The 17,517-nt window shown below is 48.5% G+C and carries 19 protein-coding genes; 16 read left to right on the top strand and 3 right to left on the bottom strand.

Annotated elements, in window-relative coordinates; genetic code table 11:
- Positions 1-80 precede the first annotated feature (80 nt).
- From yjgA to HMPREF2865_RS01255, 4 genes are all read left to right on the top strand, one after another.
- Positions 81-614 (top strand): ribosome biogenesis factor YjgA, encoded by a 534-nt coding sequence (gene yjgA, locus HMPREF2865_RS01270; protein ID WP_070645101.1) that lies wholly within the window; start codon positions 81-83, stop codon positions 612-614.
- A gap of 71 nt (positions 615-685) precedes the next feature.
- Entirely contained in the window at positions 686-1,396 is a 711-nt protein-coding gene (locus HMPREF2865_RS01265; RefSeq protein ID WP_070645098.1) for a hypothetical protein, read from the top strand.
- 108 nt (positions 1,397-1,504) lie between these two features.
- Entirely contained in the window at positions 1,505-3,205 is a 1,701-nt protein-coding gene (gene recJ / locus HMPREF2865_RS01260; RefSeq protein ID WP_070645095.1) for a single-stranded-DNA-specific exonuclease RecJ, read from the top strand.
- A gap of 18 nt (positions 3,206-3,223) precedes the next feature.
- Positions 3,224-4,159 (top strand): DMT family transporter, encoded by a 936-nt coding sequence (locus HMPREF2865_RS01255; protein WP_070645092.1) that lies wholly within the window; start codon positions 3,224-3,226, stop codon positions 4,157-4,159.
- A 94-nt stretch (positions 4,160-4,253) separates the two neighbouring features.
- Here the strand turns inward: HMPREF2865_RS01255 and HMPREF2865_RS01250 are convergent, their stop codons facing one another.
- Positions 4,254-5,732 carry an aldehyde dehydrogenase family protein gene (locus tag HMPREF2865_RS01250; protein WP_070645090.1) on the bottom strand — a complete coding sequence of 493 codons (1,479 nt, stop codon included), beginning with the start codon at positions 5,730-5,732 and terminating at the stop codon, positions 4,254-4,256.
- 340 nt (positions 5,733-6,072) lie between these two features.
- Between HMPREF2865_RS01250 and adhP the strand changes: the two genes are divergently transcribed.
- A complete protein-coding gene (adhP, locus tag HMPREF2865_RS01245; RefSeq protein WP_083309539.1) occupies positions 6,073-7,116 on the top strand; it encodes an alcohol dehydrogenase AdhP in 1,044 nt (347 codons plus the stop codon).
- Between the two features lie 69 nt (positions 7,117-7,185).
- Here the strand turns inward: adhP and HMPREF2865_RS01240 are convergent, their stop codons facing one another.
- Positions 7,186-8,109: an RluA family pseudouridine synthase gene (locus tag HMPREF2865_RS01240; protein ID WP_070645087.1), complete on the bottom strand. Its 924-nt coding sequence runs from the start codon at positions 8,107-8,109 to the stop codon at positions 7,186-7,188.
- Positions 8,110-8,320: 211 nt separating this feature from the next.
- Between HMPREF2865_RS01240 and HMPREF2865_RS01235 the strand changes: the two genes are divergently transcribed.
- Positions 8,321-8,623: a hypothetical protein gene (locus HMPREF2865_RS01235; RefSeq protein WP_070461411.1), complete on the top strand. Its 303-nt coding sequence runs from the start codon at positions 8,321-8,323 to the stop codon at positions 8,621-8,623.
- Between the two features lie 55 nt (positions 8,624-8,678).
- On the opposite strand, the gene HMPREF2865_RS01230 is transcribed toward HMPREF2865_RS01235, so the two are convergent.
- Entirely contained in the window at positions 8,679-9,185 is a 507-nt protein-coding gene (locus HMPREF2865_RS01230) for a hypothetical protein (RefSeq protein WP_283120619.1), read from the bottom strand.
- A gap of 257 nt (positions 9,186-9,442) precedes the next feature.
- Between HMPREF2865_RS01230 and hisS the strand changes: the two genes are divergently transcribed.
- The 10 genes from hisS to xerD all read left to right on the top strand — a co-directional run bounded on the left by hisS (position 9,443) and on the right by xerD (position 17,310).
- Complete coding sequence (gene hisS / locus HMPREF2865_RS01225) at positions 9,443-10,738, top strand: histidine--tRNA ligase (protein ID WP_070645081.1); 1,296 nt, start codon at positions 9,443-9,445, stop codon at positions 10,736-10,738.
- Positions 10,739-11,368, top strand: coding sequence for a YfgM family protein (locus HMPREF2865_RS01220; protein ID WP_070645078.1), 630 nt, complete (start codon positions 10,739-10,741; stop codon positions 11,366-11,368).
- 141 nt (positions 11,369-11,509) lie between these two features.
- Positions 11,510-12,967, top strand: coding sequence for a ribosome biogenesis GTPase Der (der, locus tag HMPREF2865_RS01215; protein WP_049331367.1), 1,458 nt, complete (start codon positions 11,510-11,512; stop codon positions 12,965-12,967).
- Between the two features lie 297 nt (positions 12,968-13,264).
- The gene (gene hfq / locus HMPREF2865_RS01210; protein ID WP_036493792.1) at positions 13,265-13,561 is read left to right on the top strand and encodes an RNA chaperone Hfq; all 297 of its coding nucleotides are present in this window, start codon (positions 13,265-13,267) and stop codon (positions 13,559-13,561) included.
- Between the two features lie 78 nt (positions 13,562-13,639).
- A complete protein-coding gene (locus tag HMPREF2865_RS01205) occupies positions 13,640-14,209 on the top strand; it encodes a tRNA 5-(aminomethyl)-2-thiouridylate-methyltransferase MnmM (protein ID WP_070461418.1) in 570 nt (189 codons plus the stop codon).
- A gap of 55 nt (positions 14,210-14,264) precedes the next feature.
- Complete coding sequence (locus tag HMPREF2865_RS01200; protein ID WP_003681989.1) at positions 14,265-14,639, top strand: SirB2 family protein; 375 nt, start codon at positions 14,265-14,267, stop codon at positions 14,637-14,639.
- A gap of 15 nt (positions 14,640-14,654) precedes the next feature.
- Positions 14,655-15,143: a 2-amino-4-hydroxy-6-hydroxymethyldihydropteridine diphosphokinase gene (folK, locus tag HMPREF2865_RS01195; protein WP_070461419.1), complete on the top strand. Its 489-nt coding sequence runs from the start codon at positions 14,655-14,657 to the stop codon at positions 15,141-15,143.
- A gap of 97 nt (positions 15,144-15,240) precedes the next feature.
- Positions 15,241-15,876, top strand: coding sequence for a deoxynucleoside kinase (locus tag HMPREF2865_RS01190; protein ID WP_070645075.1), 636 nt, complete (start codon positions 15,241-15,243; stop codon positions 15,874-15,876).
- Positions 15,877-15,912: 36 nt separating this feature from the next.
- Complete coding sequence (locus tag HMPREF2865_RS01185; protein ID WP_049335498.1) at positions 15,913-16,356, top strand: peroxiredoxin; 444 nt, start codon at positions 15,913-15,915, stop codon at positions 16,354-16,356.
- A gap of 81 nt (positions 16,357-16,437) precedes the next feature.
- Positions 16,438-17,310 (top strand): site-specific tyrosine recombinase XerD, encoded by an 873-nt coding sequence (gene xerD / locus HMPREF2865_RS01180; protein ID WP_049335500.1) that lies wholly within the window; start codon positions 16,438-16,440, stop codon positions 17,308-17,310.
- Positions 17,311-17,517: the final 207 nt, after the last annotated feature.

Below are 17,517 nucleotides of genomic sequence, written 5' to 3'. Positions count from 1 at the left end.
GACGGCCTCTGCAAAAATCGCACGGAAAGGCCGTCTGAAAACTGATAAAATAGGCTGATTCAGAAAATCAGGGAAACACAATGTTTGAACAAGAAGACGAATGGGTCAGCAAAACCCAAATGAAAAAGCAGATGAACGATTTGCAGGCTTTGGGTATGGAATTGACCAAGCTTTCCAGCGATACGCTGAAAAAAATCGGCTTGGACGAAGAGCTGTTCGAAGCCATCGCCACCTATAAAAAAATCACTTCCAACAGCGCGCTCAAACGCCAAGCCCAATTTATCGGCCGCCTGATGCGTGATACCGACCCTGCGCCCATCGAAGCCTATTTGGCCAAACTGCGCGGCGACAATACGGCACACAATGCCTTTTTGCAACGCGTCGAGCAGGCGCGCACCCGACTGTTGGCAGACGATGGCGCGATTACCCAATTTATGGCCGATTTCCCGCAAGCCGACGCCGGCAAATTGCGCACCTTGATCCGCAACACCAAAAAAGAGCAGGAACAAAACAAACCGCCGAAAAACTTCCGCGCGCTGTTCCAAGAAATTAAAGCAGTGATGGAGGCCGGTCAATCCGATGCTTCAGAAGAAGGGCAGGATTGGGAGGAATAAACCTTAAGGCCGTCTGAAAACCGATTGCAGGTTTCAGACGGCCTGTATCGTAATGCCGAAGGAGGATGACCATGAAATTTCGCCACTTTGTACCCGCCTTGTTAATCAGTGCACTAACCCTGAATGGTTGTACTGTCTTTCTTTGGGGAGAGAACAACCCGTTCCATAAAACCACAACCGAAAAAACCGTTGCCAAAGACAATATTCAAGCATTTGGCGTGGTTGCCAAAGACAATACGCAATTGAAAACAGGCAGCTTGGTTATGATGGGCAAAAAATATTGGTTTGTTGTTAATCCTAGAGATTCGAACAAGTTGAAGGCGGTCTTGGATGTTAAATTGGACAAACAGTTTCAAATGGTTCAGCAAAATCCAAGATATGTGTATAAGGCTTTGCCGGTCGAATTGAAATCCCCTGAAGCGCAAACTTTCCGCTCAAAATTCTGTCTGCGTTACGATACTCAAAAAGCTGCCGAGATTGCTAAGTTGAAACAGTTGGCATTCAAGCCGGTCGAACTCGATGACAAAACTGTCTACACGCGGTGTATTTCTACCGAAGGTCATTATTACGCAACGCCGAAAAATGTTGCCGAAGACCGCCGTTTTGACACTGCCGTTCCGGTCAGAATTTATTATACGGAAACCAAAAAAAGCACTGACGTTCAGAAGTTGACGGAGAATATCCTGCAAACGCCATTCACATTGGCTTTGGATGCAGTCGGCGCAGTGATAGCAGTCCCCTATGTCGTAGTCAGTGAAATTATCGATGCTTCACGCAAATAATATTCAAGGCCGTCTGAAAACGGATTGCAGGTTTCAGACGGCCTTCCCCACCTTAAAATAAACGCTTCAAAAATATATTAATTTTCTCTCTATTTAATCCCACATACCATGTCCGTCAAAATCCAAACACGTTCCATTAATCCGACTGTTTTCAACGACTTGCTTACTGCCGGTACCGATCCTTTGATTGCCCGGCTGTGTGCTGCGCGTGATGTGCAAAGTCCGGCTGAGTTGGACGACAAGCTTGCTGCGCTTTTGCCGTATCAAACGCTGACAAACTGCGAAGCCGCCGCCGGCCGTTTGGCGGATGCGATTGAGCGTCAGGAAAAAATCCTGATTGTCGCCGACTACGATGCCGACGGTGCGACGGCGTGTTCCGTCGGTATGAGCGGTTTGGCGGCGATGGGGGCGAAAGTGGATTTTCTCGTGCCCAACCGCTTTGAACATGGCTACGGCTTAACACCAGAGCTGGCTGAAATCGCGGCAGAGCAAGGTGTGGATTTATTGGTGACGGTGGATAACGGTATCGCCAGCATTGCAGGCGTGGCGCGTGCGCAGGAATTGGGTTTGGATGTGATTGTAACCGACCACCATCTGCCTGCCGAGACCGTGCCCGACTGCATCATCGTCAATCCAAACCAAAAAGGCTGCGTTTTCCAAAGCAAAAGCTTGGCGGGCGTGGGCGTGATTTTTTATGTATTGATGGCTTTGCGTGCCGAACTGCGCCGCCGCAATTATTTTTCAGACGGCCTGAAAGAGCCGAATCTGGGCGACCTCTTGGATTTGGTCGCACTCGGTACCGTCGCCGATGTCGTCACTCTGGACCACAACAACCGTATCCTCGTGTCTCAAGGTTTGAAACGGATGCGTTTGGGCAAGATGCGACCCGGTATCCGTGCCTTGTTTGAAGTAGCGCGGCGCGACTGGCGCAAAGCGCAGCCGTTTGATATGGGCTTTGCGTTGGGGCCGCGCATCAATGCGGCCGGACGGCTGGACGATATGTCGGTCGGCATTGCCTGTCTATTGGCGCAAGATGATGCCGAAGCGCAGGAACTGGCGGCTCAGTTAAACAACCTCAATATCGAACGCCGCGAAATCGAGCAGTCTATGCTGCAAGATGCGCTGAATGCTTTTCCTGAAACCCTACCTCCAGGGCAGACGACTTTGGTGGCGTATCGCGACGACTTCCATCAAGGCGTGGTCGGTATTGTTGCCAGCCGCCTTAAAGACCGTTTTTATCGTCCGACCATCGTGTTTGCGCCTGCCGACAACGGCGAAGTGCGCGGTTCGGGACGCTCCATTCCCAATTTGCACCTGCGAGATGCTTTGGATTTGGTGTCCAAACGCCATCCCGATTTGATTTTGAAATTCGGCGGACACGCGATGGCGGCGGGTTTGAGCATACTTGAACACAATATCCCCGCGTTTCAGACGGCCTTTGAAGAAGCCGTGCGCGAGATGGTGTGCGAAGACGATTTGTCGCAAACCTTCATCACCGACGGCAGCCTGCCTGCCCGCGATATTACGCTGGAACAGGCGCAGAACCTTGCCCGACACGTTTGGGGGCAGGGCTTCGCGCCGCCGAGTTTTACCGATGAATTTCATGTTGTCCGCCAGCAACCTTTGGGCGCAGAAGGTAAACATAAAAAAGTCTGGCTGCAAAAAGACGGTTATGAATTTGAAGCCATGTTTTGGCGTTGCAGCGAAGACATTCCCGAATACATCCGCACGGTGTACCGCCCCGTTGCCAACGAATGGCGGAATAATCTCGAATTGCAGCTTTATATCGACTACTGGGAAGCCGCGTAAACAAAGGCCGTCTGAAAAATGAAGAAACAAAAACCGTGGCTCGGCTTTTCATTGGCGCTGCTTGCCACCATGACTTGGGGCTCGCTGCCGGTAGCGGCGCAACAAGCTCTAAAAGCCGTCGATGCGCCCACGCTGGTGTGGATACGCTTTTTAGTGGCTTCTCTGGTGTTGTTTGCGTTGTTGGGACTGACCGGCAAGCTGCCGCGGCCGTCTGAATTTTCCAAGCAAACCTTATTTTTATTGGTGCTGGGCATTGTCGGCATTTCCGCCAACTTTGTGCTCGTTGCCATGGGTTTGCACTATATTTCGCCGACAACCACGCAGGTGTTGTGGCAACTCTCGCCCTTTACCATGATTTTGGTCGGCGTAGGCGTGTTTAAAGAGGCCTTTACGCGCTGGCAAAAAATCGGCTTGATGCTTTTGCTGACGGGTTTGGTCATGTTTTTCAACGACAAATTCGGCGAACTTCTCAGCTTGGGCAGCTACGCGGTCGGGGTAATCATGGCGGCTTCGGGTAGCATGATTTGGGTGTGCTACGGCGTGGCGCAAAAACTTCTGTCAAAACATTTCAATTCCCAACAAATCCTGTTGATGATTTATTTTTGCAGCAGCTTTGTTTTCCTGCCGTTTGCCGAGCCGTCGCAAATCGCCCATATCGGCAATCCGTTTTTATGGGGCTGCTTTATCTATTGCTGCTTAAACACGCTGATCGGCTACGGTTCATTCGGCGAAGCGCTCAACCATTGGGATGCTTCAAAAGTCAGTATTGTTACCATGCTGATACCCGTATTTACCATGATATTGTCCACCATCGGTCATTACCTTGCCCCTGATTATTTTGCCGCTTCGGATATGAATATCGTCAGCTATGTGGGTGCCATAGTGGTTGTGGCCGGGGCATTGCTGGCTGTGGCCAGAGAGAAAGTGATGGGGCTTTTTTTGAGAAAGATATAAAGCATTTATTGCGAAACAGAATAAAGCAAGGCCGTCTGAAACAGGTTTCAGACGGCCTTTTATGTTCTAAATCAGATTAATGTGAATTGCCGAATCAATAGAAGCCTTCGCGTTCTTCACGGGTGCTGATGTAGATGTTTTTCACTTGGGTGTAGGCGGCGAGCATCATTTTGTGGGTTTCGCGGCCGATACCCGAAGTTTTGTAGCCGCCAAACGGCGCGCCGGCAGGCAGGCGGTTGTAGCAGTTTACCCAAACGCGGCCGGTTTCCAATGCATTGGAAACGCGCAGGCAGCGGTTGATGTCGGTACTCCAAACTGCGCCTCCCAAGCCGTATTCGCTGTCGTTGGCCATTTTGATGACTTCTTCTTCGGTTTTGAATTTAATCACGGTGGCAACCGGGCCGAAGATTTCTTCTTGGGAAACACGGGCTTCGTTGCTGGCCTCAATCAAAGTAGGCTCGACAAATTCGCCTTTGCCCAATGCGCCTTCGATTTTTTTACCGCCGGTAATGATGCGGCAGCCTTCCTGTTCGCCGATTTTGACGTATTTCAAAATAGTCTCGAGTTGTCCGGCATTGACTTGCGAACCCATTTGGGTATCGTCTTCCCAAGGCAGGCCGACTTTGATTTTTTTGAATTCTTCCGCCAATGCATTGACGAATTTGTCGTAAATGCCTTCTTGTACAAAAATGCGCGAACCGGCGCAGCACACTTGGCCTTGGTTGAACAAAATACCTTTTTGCGCGCCTTCGAGGGCTTTGTCGAAAGGCATATCGTCGAAGAAGATGTTGGCAGATTTGCCGCCCAATTCCAAAGTGGACGGAATCAGCAATTCGGCGGCGGCGATGCCGACGCGGCGGCCGACTTCGGTCGAGCCGGTAAAGGCCAGTTTGTTGAAGCCTTTGTGGTGCAGCATGTATTCGCCTGATTTGGAACCGCGGCCGGTAATCACGTTCAACACGCCTTTAGGCAGCAAGTGGTTGATTTTTTGAGCGAGGGACAACAGGCTCAATGAAGTGCTGGAAGAAGGGTGGATGACGATGGTACAACCTGCGGCCAATGCCGGAGCGATTTTCCATGCGGCCATCAAGAATGGGAAGTTCCAAGGAATGATTTGGCCGACAACGCCGATCGGTTCGCGCAAAACGATGGACAGGTCTTCGGCGTCAAGCTGGGTCGCAGTGCCTTCTTCGCCGCGGATCACGCTGGCGAAATAGCGGAAATGGTCGGAAGCCAAAGGCACGTCGGCGGCGCGGGTTTCGCGGATCGGTTTGCCGTTGTCCAAGGTTTCTTGCAGGGCAAACAATTCGGCGTTTTCGTCAATTACATCGGCGATTTTGTTCAAAATGGCCGCGCGTTCGGCAGTTGTGGTTTTACGCCATGTTTTGAATGCTTCTTGCGCAGCGGCTACGGTAGCATCGACATCGGCATCGGTTGCGTCTGTGAACTTGGCCAACTCATCGCCATTGGCAGGGTTGTAAGAGGATAAAAGTTTGCCTTCGCTACCTTTCGTCCATTCGCCGTTGATTAAAAGGCCGTATTCTTTATCAAACACATTTAAATCTTTTGCCATAATGCTGTCTCCTTAATGAATGGGAAGGCGTGTTTCTGCGCCATGAAAACAGCTTATTCTTTTTTCTTTTTAAGTTCAAGTACTAAAAATGAGAATATTCTTAAAATTTACATTTGCAATGTTATTTCATGTAGCAGGCCGTCTGAAAAATAAAGGATTTGATTGAAATGAAAGCATATTTGTTAATATATTTAAAGATTTATACGGCTTAAGTAGAATTTGTTATGGTATAACATTATAACTATTTGTTTTTAAAAAGATTATGGGTTGACGACTTCGGGTATGGGGAGTATTCTCATTTATAGCTAAACAGTTTTTCAACACCCTAGGAGACTCTCTTATGAAAATGCATGCTGTGGTAGTAAATAAAGATGTAGCAGGTGATGTAGAAGTTGTTGAACGCGAACTACGTCCGCTGGAATACGGCGAGGCGTTGGTAGAAGTCGAGTATTGCGGCGTGTGCCACACCGACTTGCACGTTGCAGCAGGCGATTACGGCGACAAACCGGGTCGCGTGTTGGGACATGAAGGTATCGGTTTGGTTAAAGAAGTTGCCGACGGTGTGAAAAATCTGAAAGTTGGTGACCGTGTCAGCATCGCATGGCTGTTCCAAAGCTGCGGTTCTTGCGAATACTGCAATACCGGCCGCGAAACCTTGTGCCGCTCCGTATTGAACGCAGGTTATACTGCCGACGGCGGTATGGCGACCCACTGTATCGTGAGTGCCGATTACGCGGTCAAAGTCCCTGAAGGCTTGGATCCTGCGCAAGCTTCGAGCATTACTTGTGCCGGTGTGACTACTTATAAAGCCATTAAAGTTTCCGGCGTTCGTCCTGGCCAATGGATTGCGATTTACGGCGCAGGCGGTTTGGGCAACTTGGCAGTTCAATACGCGAAAAAAGTGTTTGGCGCGCACGTTGTTGCCATTGACGTCAACGATGACAAACTGGCTTTTGCTAAAGAAACCGGTGCGGATTTGGTGATCAATGCTGCCAAAGAAGATGCGGCTCAAGTCATCCAAGAGAAAACCGGCGGCGCACACGCAGCCGTTGTAACAGCCGTATCTGCAGCAGCCTTCAATTCAGGCGTTAATTGCGTCCGTGCCGGCGGCCGTGTTGTTGCAGTCGGCTTGCCACCTGAGTCTATGGATTTGTCTATCCCACGTTTGGTATTGGACGGCATCGAAGTGGTCGGCTCTCTGGTTGGTACCCGCAAAGATTTGGAAGAAGCATTCCAATTCGGCGCAGAAGGCTTGGTTGTGCCTAAAGTCGAGTTGCGTGCTTTGGATGAAGCGCCTACTATCTTCCAAGAAATGCGCGAAGGTAAAATTACCGGTCGTATGGTGATTGATATGAACAAAGAGTGCAGCTGCATTCATCACTAATCAAATGATTCCGTGACCAAAAGGCCGTCTGAAAAATTTCAGACGGCCTTTTTTATTGGATTGGATAACTTAAAGCGCAAAACCGCTTTCAAATACGCGGATTTCTCCGCTGACAGGATCGGTAAACTCTATTCTTTTGGCCAGAAGTTTTAAAGGCTTTTCATAGTCTTCATCATCGGCTGCTAATGGGGTAGGGTAAAGCGCATCGTTCATCAGCGGCATATTCAAACTCATCATATGCACGCGGAGCTGGTGTTTCTTTCCTGTATGCGGCGTGAGGCGGTAGAGGCTGAATGCGCCGCGGTTTTCGATAAGTTCGATGGTCGTGTGAGCGTTGGGTTCGCCTTCCGTTTCCCGCGTGAGAAAGAATTTTTCGCCGCGTTCCATTCGGGATGAAATATCCAGCGGATAGTCCAAATCCGTCCGCGTCGGCGCCACCGCTTCATAGGTTTTTTGGACGGTTTTTTCTTGGAACATGGTCTGATAATCGCGACGCGTAGCAGGATTGAGCGAAAGCAGCATAACGCCTGCCGTATCTTTGTCCAAGCGATGAATCGGAGTAATGTCTTCAACATTCAAATGCTGTAATTCCGGCCGCAGACGCAGGCGTGTAAGCAGGGTTTCCCGCAAAAACCTGCCGCTAGGGATGACAGGCAGAAAATGCGGTTTGTCCACTACAATCAAATGCTCATCAATATGCAAAATCTTTTCTTCAAACGGAATACGCGGCTCGCTCTCACGGCTGGTTTCACGGTAATAAAACATCGTCTTGCCGGGTTCGAACAAGGTATTCTCATCAAACGGCACGCCATCCGCGCCCACCACAAAACCGCTGTTCAGCCGCCGCCGCCAGTTTTCTTCGCCGACAAAGGGAAAATGAGCGCATAGAAAATGCAGCAGCGGCAAGCCGTAAAACTGCTTTTCATGCGGCAAAACCAAATAGCTGGGTTTGACACCGTCTAAAAGGGGTAGGGGGTTGGTACGTTTTTTCATGCAGCGGATTGTACTCGGTTTTTAGGATTTTTTCAGACGGCCTTGTTTATATGGAAAATAAACTTCTAATAATAGATATGTATTGATGCAAGTTTTGTGTTTAAATAGCCTCTATAAATGGAATCAGATAAACTGGTTTTGTTTGAACTTGCTTTTATGGCATGAATTAAAGAAATGATAAAGAAGCAATTTTTGAGAAAAGGAGAATATCATGCAGAAAGAAATCAGCATAATCATTATGTTATCCGCGTTTTCCGTATCCGCTATGGCGGGAGGGGAAGTTCGGCTTGGTAAGAATAAGGCATACGATAATGAGTATGAACTTGTGGTAGAGCATGAAGTCAATGAAGAAGTTTCACAATTAAATCAAGACGAGTATGCAGCACATCCAATACGCAACGATAGCGGCGTCATGCAGTCAGGAAAAGCTGCTTCAGTCAGACAAGCTGTTTCTCAATACGGAAAACCTAATTTGCCGCCTGTACGCTTAAATCCGCACCCTTCACGACCTTGATTTCAAAATCAAAGGGCTGCTCCATTTGTTTGGGTAGCCCTTTTATTTTGTCGGCTCACTCACATTTTTGTTTGCGCAAAACGAGTTTGTAATCGGTTTTGATACTGGTTTGATCGCCAATCATCTTAAAATCATCTATCAAACAACGGTTTTCCGTACATTTCAACATGAAATCTGCACCGACCCTATGGCCGTCAAATTGTTTAAATGTTGCCCGGACGGTATGGGGAGAAGTGAGCTTGACTTGCAAGGTTTTATGGAAGTTATCAGGATGATCCTGGCCAAAGCCCAAGTAGTAATGTATCGGCATGTCACATCCCATCTCCATATCGGGTTGCTTACGGATATTTGTGTCGAATTTATTGAATTGTCGGATGATTTTTTGTAGTTCAGGCGTAGTAACACGATTGTGTTCAGAGCCTAAGTCCACTTTAGACAGATAAACCTTTTTGACTAAATCTATTTTCGTTTGATTGTTTGTGGCGTTATTTGCAGCCATCGCTTGGGAGGGGAAGATAGTAGTTAACAAGCCGATAACAAAAAGAGAGTGCAGTATTTTCATGATGTGCATAGGGATGGGATGAAAAGAATCCAAGTATAACGGCATTGAATCTATATTGAATATGTTTCTAAGAAATTTAAGTTGAAAAGCAGGGGAAGTGTTGGAGTCATTGAATATGATTCTGTAATCTGCTTTACAGGCTGTCTGAATGCGAAAACCAATTTTCAGACGGCCTTTTGATTTGTTCCTAATCTCACAAACCCTTAAAAATCAGCTATAATGCCCAACTATTTGATTTTCGCTTATCCCATATTGAAATGGCACAAAAAATTCAATCTGTAAAAGGTATGAACGACCTTTTACCTGTCGAACAAAAAGATTTCAAACTGACGGCTGCGTTTTGGCAGGCGTTTGAAGATACGGTCGGCTGCTGGACACGCGCTTACGGCTATCAGCAAATCCGTACGCCGATTGTCGAGCAAACCGGTTTGTTTGTCCGCTCCATCGGCGAGGAAACCGATGTGGTTGGCAAGGAAATGTACACCTTCTCCGATTCAAACGATTCTTTGAGTTTGAGCTTGCGTCCTGAAGGTACGGCTTCTTGTTTGCGTGCGGTGGTCGAACACAACCTTCTGTACAACAGCCCGCAAAAGCTGTGGTATATGGGGCCGATGTTCCGCCGCGAGCGTCCGCAAAAAGGCCGTTATCGTCAGTTCCATCAGGTCGGTATCGAGGCTTTGGGTTTTGAAGGGCCGGATATTGATGCGGAAATCATCGCGATGTCTGCCGACTTATGGGAAAAATTGGGTATTCGCGAATACCTGACTTTGGAAATCAACAGTTTGGGCAACCGTGAGGAACGCGCGGCACACCGTGCGGCATTGGTTGAATATTTGACCCACTATGAAGATAAGTTGGACGAAGACAGCAAACGCCGTCTGAAAACCAATCCTTTGCGCGTTTTGGATACGAAAAACCCTGATTTGCAGGAAATCTGCAACGCGGCGCCGCGTTTGGTGGATTACTTGGGCGAGGCTTCGCAAAACCACTATGCATGCTTCAAGGCGATGTTGGACGGTTTGGGTATTCAATATGTTGAAAATCCGCGCTTGGTCCGCGGTTTGGATTATTACAATCAGACGGTTTTTGAGTGGACGACCGACAAACTCGGTGCGCAGGCGACTGTGTGCGGCGGCGGCCGTTACGATGGTTTGATTGAAGAGCTTGGCGGCAAACCTGCGCCGTCTATCGGCTTTGCAATGGGTATTGAGCGCCTGCTGCTTTTGGTGAGCGAATACGGCTCGTTGGAAGTGAACGCCGCGCCTGATGTCTATGCAATGCACCAAGGCGAAGGTGCGGACTTGCAGGTGATGAAATACGCGCAAGCCTTACGCGCACAAGGTTTCAATGTGATGCAGCATTCCGGCTATCAGAGCCTGAAAGCGCAAATGAAAAAAGCAGACAACAGTGGCGCACGCTTTGCCCTGATTGTGGCTCAGGATGAGCTGGCAAACGGTACGGTTACCCTGAAAGATATGCAGGGCAAACACGAACAACAAACTGTTGCCGCCGCTGATTTGACAGACACTTTACAACAATGGAAGAACGCATAAATGGCAGCCCATTTGGAAGAACAACAAGAGTTAGACAACTTTAAATATTTTTGGAAAAGCACCGGCCGTTGGATCTTTGCCTTGCTGATCGTGGCGGCTTTGGGGTATTTGGGTTACACCATTTACCAAGGCCAAAAAGCTTCAAAAGATCAGGAAGCCGCCGCTGTATTGGCGCAAATGGTGGAAAAGGCGCAGCAAAAGACCGACCCCAAAGCCATCAACGCCGATTTGGCCGAATTGCAAAAAAACTATCCTGATTCCATTTCGACAGCCCAAGCTACGTTGATGGTAGCGGCGACCGAGTTTGATGCCGGCCGTTATGATGTGGCGGAAGGTCATTTGAATTGGGTACTGAAAAACCAAAACGCACCGCTGGTTCAAGCTTTGGCAGCTCAGCGTTTGGGCGTTGTCCTCTTGCAGCAGAAAAAATACGATGCCGCCATCAATGCCCTGAATACTCAGGTTGAGGCTGATTTCGAGCCTTTGATGCTGGAAACCAAAGGCGATGTTTACGTTGCCCAAAATAAAACCAAAGAAGCCGTGCAAAGTTACGAAGCTGCTTTAAGCAAAATGCCGCAGACCGCAGTAGGCCGCGAATTGCTGCAAATGAAAATTGACAGCTTGAAATAAGTTTGTTTGAAATCAAGGCCGTCTGAAGTTGCAATGACTTTTCAGACGGCCTACACTTATCCTTATCAACCGTGTTTTTAATACACCTGCTTGTGTTCCGCTCCCGTTTTTAGGCGACACTTGACACAGAAAGACTCAATCATGAAACCAACCATCGCGCTTGTCGGCCGCCCCAATGTCGGCAAATCTACTTTATTCAACCGTTTGACGCGCACCAAAGACGCGCTTGTGCATGACCTGCCCGGCCTGACGCGTGACCGACATTACGGTCATGGCAAAGTCGGCAGCAAACCTTATTTGGTCATCGATACCGGCGGTTTTGAGCCGGTTGTGGACAGCGGCATTTTGCACGAAATGGCAAAACAGACCTTGCAGGCTGTCGATGAAGCCGATGCGGTTGTATTTTTGGTGGACGGCCGTACCGGCTTGACCCCGCAAGACAAAATCATTGCCGACCGTTTGCGCCAAAGCCCACGTCCTGTTTATTTGGCCGTGAATAAGGGCGAGGGCGGCAATAGGGCTGTGCTTGCCGCCGAGTTCTACGAGCTTGCCTTGGGCGACCCTTATGTGATTTCAGGTGCGCACGGCGATGGCGTGTATTATCTGATTGAAGATATTTTGGAAACCTTCCCCGAGCCTGAAAAGGAAGAGGAAGAAGCGAAACATCCTGTTTTTGCTGTAATCGGCCGTCCAAATGTCGGTAAATCAACCTTGGTAAACGCCATCCTCGGCGAAGAACGCGTGATTGCCTTTGATATGGCAGGCACGACGCGCGACAGTATCCATATCGATTTTGAACGCGAAGGCAAGCCGTTTACCATCATCGATACCGCAGGTGTGCGCCGTCGCGGCAAAGTGGATGAAGCAGTAGAAAAGTTCTCCGTTATCAAAGCCATGCAGGCAGTTGAAGCGGCAAACGTTGCCGTTTTGGTATTGGACGCGCAACAAGATATCGCCGATCAAGATGCGACGATTGCAGGTTTTGCTTTGGAAGCAGGCCGTGCTTTGGTGGTGGCAGTCAATAAATGGGACGGCATCAGTGAAGAGCGCCGCGAGCAAGTGAAACGCGATATCAACCGCAAACTGTATTTCCTTGATTTTGCTAAGTTCCACTTTATTTCTGCATTGAAAGAGCGCGGTATAGACGGTTTGTTTGAAAGCATTCAGGCTGCCTATAATGCGGCGATGATTAAGATGCCGACGCCGAAAATCACGCGCGTATTGCAAAGCGCGATCGAGCGTCAACAGCCGCCACGTGCTGGTTTGGTGCGTCCGAAAATGCGTTATGCCCACCAGGGCGGCATGAATCCGCCGGTGATTGTGGTTCACGGCAATTCGCTGCATGCCATTTCTGACAGCTACACACGTTATCTGACCCAAACGTTCCGCAAAGCCTTCAACCTGCAAGGCACGCCGCTGCGGATTCAATACAATGTTTCGGAAAACCCGTATGAAAATGCGGAAGACAAACCGAAGAAAAAACCGCTGCGCCGTGTCAGCCTGAGTAACCGTATTGAGAAACGCGAAGGCCGCAAGGAAGAGAAAAACCGCTTCAAGAAGAAAACCAAAGTCAGCGTGAAAAAACAATTCAGCAAATAAGCACAAAGGCCGTCTGAACAATTTCAGACGGCCTTTTTATAATGAAAAACAGCTTGTTAGAACTTCATGGCATATTTTCGATAGGATTTGCCGAATTTTAAAAAACATCAAATTTGAATTTGGAATTGTTGTGAATATGGAAATGAAACAGTCGGTTTGACGGGAAGTTCCCTTATTGCTGGATTCCTAAATGGTGTGATAGAAAAAAATAGTTGGTAATTTATCCTATTCGGGGCTACAATCCCATCAAACGCCGATTTTGGCGTCTTTACAATCATAATAATGGAGCTCAAGAATATGACAGCTAAAGGACAAATGTTACAAGATCCTTTTTTGAATGCGTTGCGTAAAGAGCACGTTCCGGTTTCAATCTACTTGGTAAACGGCATCAAGCTGCAAGGCCAAGTGGAATCATTCGACCAGTACGTTGTTCTGCTGCGTAATACTTCCGTCACTCAAATGGTTTACAAACACGCTATCTCAACAATCGTTCCTGCACGCGCAGTCAGCCTGCAACACGAAAACAAACAACCTCAAGCCGCTGCCGCAGCTGCTCCGGTTCAAGTTGAGACAGTGCAACAACCTGCCGAATAAATGATGTAACGCATTCCTGTTTTTCAATACCTTACCGCTTTTGCGGTAGGGTATTTTTATTTTCAGACGACCTTTATCATGCTGCTTGAGAACATTCTTCCCTTTGCCCACTCCTTGTTACGACAAGCCTTAAAAGCAGGCGGCCGCGCTTTGGATGCGACGGCCGGAAACGGGCATGATACTTTGCTGTTGGCGCAGTCGGTTGGAGAGACGGGTAGGGTGTGGGCGTTTGATGTGCAATCCAAAGCACTGGAGCAGACTCAAGGCCGTCTGAAAGAAAATGGCGTAGATGGTTGGGTAGCCCTGATACATGACGGTCATGAAAACGTTTTATCTTATATCGACGAGTCTTTAGATGCCGCAGTATTTAATTTCGGTTGGCTGCCGGGGGGCGATAAAAGCTGTACGACTGAGGCGACAAGCAGCATCCGTGCGCTGACGGATACTTTGGGTTTGCTGAAAGAGGGCGGGCTGGCCGTAGCGGTATTGTATCCGGGACATGAAGCCGGCCGAATAGAGGCTGAAGCGATTGTGCAATGGGCGGAAACTTTGCCGCAGGAAGCATTTGCCGTGTTACGCTATGGCTTTGTCAACCGCCGCAATGCGCCTCCCTATCTGCTGGCGATTGAAAAGTTGCGTCAGAAATAGATGTTTGCGGTAAAATAGCTGCTTTGTTTTTCAACCCTCAACATAAGAAACTGCCATGCAATATCTGTTTGTAAAATACAGCCATCAGATTTTCGTTGCCATTACCATCCTGTTGTTCAACATCCGTTTTTTCCTGCTCTGGCGTCATCCTGAGAAGCCGTTGGCTGGCATTTGGAAAGCCATGCCACATTTGAACGACACCATGTTGCTGTTTACCGGCTTGTGGCTGATGAAGATTACCCATTTTTCGCCGTTCAATGCGCCGTGGCTCGGCATGAAAATCCTGCTGTTGCTGGTTTATATTGTGTTGGGCATGATTATGATGCGTTCGCGTCCGCGTTCGCCAAAATTCTATATCGTCTATGTTTTAGCCATGTCGTGTGTTGCCACGATTGTTTTCCTTGCCAAAACCAAAACGCTGCCGTTTTAAAAGAGGCCGTCTGAAATGTATCCGCATTTTGCCGTTATCGCTTTGGGTAGCAATCTCGCCAATCCTGCCGAACAGGTTCGCGCCGCTTTGGCTGAATTGGCCGCGCATCCACATATTCGGCTCGAAAAGGCTTCTTCCCTGTATCTGACTGCGCCGGTTGGCTATGATGATCAGCCCGATTTTGTGAACGCCGTTTGTGCGGTGAGAACTTCATTGGACGGCGTAGCGTTGTTGGCAGAGTTAAACCGCATCGAGGCCGAATTTGGGCGCGAACGTACCTTCCGTAATGCGCCGCGCACTTTGGATTTGGATATTATTGATTTTGACGGTATCCGCAGCGATGACCCGCATCTGACCTTGCCGCATCCGCGCGCGCATGAGCGCAGTTTCGTTATGTTGCCTTTGGCCGAAATCCTTCCGGATTTCGAGTTGGGCGAGTATGGCCGTGCGGCTGATTTGGCTCAGGCTTTGGGCGGGCAGGGTATTCTCCTGTTGAAAGAATAAGGGCCGTCTGAAAAACGGACTAAAACAAGAAAGGGCGTGTTGGACACGCCTTTTTTGCTATAAAATATTGTTGGGAAACACATTACAAAGAGTTACTATGAATCCTCGTTATATTGTTGTCGAAGGCGCCATCGGTAGCGGCAAGACCGCTTTGAGCCGCCGCTTGGCAGAGCATTTCAGCGCGTTGCTGTTGTCGGAGAATCCGGATCATAATCCGTTTCTTATGAAGTTTTACAGTAATGTTTCCAATAATGGTTTGGCTGCCGAGCTTTTCTTCCTGACGCGCCGCGCTGAAAGCGTGAATATTATTGAAGACCAATGTGCGCAAGGCGGAATGGTTGTGGCTGACTTTTTATTGGAAAAAGACCGTATTTTTACGCCTATCGTTTTGAATAATGACGAGCAGCAGCTTTTTGCCGATATGAAGCAACGTATTTTGCCGCAATACGCGGAACCCGATGTGGTGATTTATCTGCAAACCGCCGTCGAAAACAACCGCAAACGCCTGCAAAAACGTCACGAAGGCATTATCAGCTTGTTTCCTGAAGGCTATTTGGGACGGGTGCATGACGAATACAGTCATTTCTTCCATTTGTATCAAAGCGCGCCTTTGCTGACCGTCAATGCTGATGAGTTGGATTTGGCCGGCAATGACGACCACTTCCAGCTTTTGTTGCGCGCATTGGAAGATTTTCAAGGTACGCGCAGTTATTTGAATTTAAGCGAAAAATAAACGAAGGCTAGGTTTAGGCCGTCTGAAAGGAATAATATGTCAAAATATCAATTCACACTCCCATCTTCTTCCGGCAGCGATTTTAACTCCGCCGAACATTTGCCGTTGGTTGTCTATTTTTATCCTAAAGACAGTACTCCCGGCTGTACCACCGAAGGCTTGGATTTCAATGCCCGATTGGAGCAATTCAAAGCATTGGGCTATACCGTTGTCGGCATTTCGCGCGACGGTGTCAAATCGCATCAGAATTTCTGCACTAAACAAGGCTTCCAGTTTGAATTGTTGAGCGACAAAGAAGAAACCGTCTGCAAGCTGTTTGACGTGATCAAGCTGAAAAAGCTTTACGGCAAAGAATCCCTCGGCATCGAGCGCAGCACCTTTGTGCTGGACGAAAACGGCGAAATCGCTCATGAATGGCGCAAAGTCAAAGTGGCCGGACACGCGCAGGAAGTGTTGGATACAATTTCTCAAGTCTCTTGATAGGGCTTTGAAAACCTAAGGCCGTCTGAACGGATGTAAAGTCATGCCGTTCAGACGGCCTTTCAATACAGTTTGATGAATATGGACGATTTAATAGACAAGCTGCTTGAATCCCTTTGGCTGCAAGACAGGCTCAGCCACAATACGCTGCAAAGTTACCGCCGTGATTTGGTCAAAGTCGCCGCGCGGTTGGCCGAGGGCGGGCAGGATTGGTTGAGTGCCGATGAGTTTGCCCTGTCTGATGCCGTGTATGCGGAAGGGGAAAAAAACACGTCCCAAGCGCGGGCATTGTCGGCTTGCAAGCGTATGTACGGCTGGTTGGAAGAAACAGGCCAAAGAGCAGACAATCCCACCCGTTTTCTCAAGGCGCCGAAATCGGAACGCAAACTGCCCACGCTGATTACCGAAGCTCAAATCGACGCGCTGCTGGCTGCACCGGATGTGGAAACGCCGCATGGACTGCGCGACAAAGCCTTGCTTGAAGTCATGTATGCAACAGGTTTGCGCGTGACCGAAGCCGTCAAATTGACGCTCAGCGATATCGATTTACATCGCGGCAGTATCCGTACCATAGGCAAGGGCAACAAATTGCGTCTGGTTCCGCTGGGTCAGGAAGCGGCATATTGGGTGGAACGCTATTGCAACGAATCGCGCCCGTTGTTGCTGAAAAACAAAATCTGCGACGAAGTGTTTGTCAGCCAGAAACGCAGCGGCATCAGCCGTCAACTTGCATGGATGATAGTCAAAGAATATGCCGAAGCGGCCGGTATTGCTTCGCTCAGTCCGCACGGTTTGCGCCATGCTTTTGCCACGCATTTGGTTAATCACGGCGTCGATTTGCGTTCGGTCCAGATGATGTTGGGACATTCCGATATCAACACCACACAGATTTATACCCATGTTGCTAATATTCGTTTGAAAAACATGGTCGATGAACACCATTCCCGTTCATGAATAGAGGCGGCATTTCGAAGATGCCGCCTTTTGTTATCGTGGCCGTCTGAACGGTTATAAAGTTTACTATTTATAAAATAACAATCAAAATACAAATTTACATAGAAAAATTTCAAAACAAAAGGACAATGCCAATATTGCAATGCAAACCGTTTTTATTTATATTTACGTTCAAGAATAAATCCTACTCTCAATTACAGAGGGTAA

Source organism: Neisseria sp. HMSC073G10, assembly GCF_001812605.1.
Classification (GTDB): domain Bacteria; phylum Pseudomonadota; class Gammaproteobacteria; order Burkholderiales; family Neisseriaceae; genus Neisseria; species Neisseria subflava_A.
Note: the sequence above shows the minus strand (reverse complement) of the source record. Positions and strands in the feature narration are given on the sequence as shown.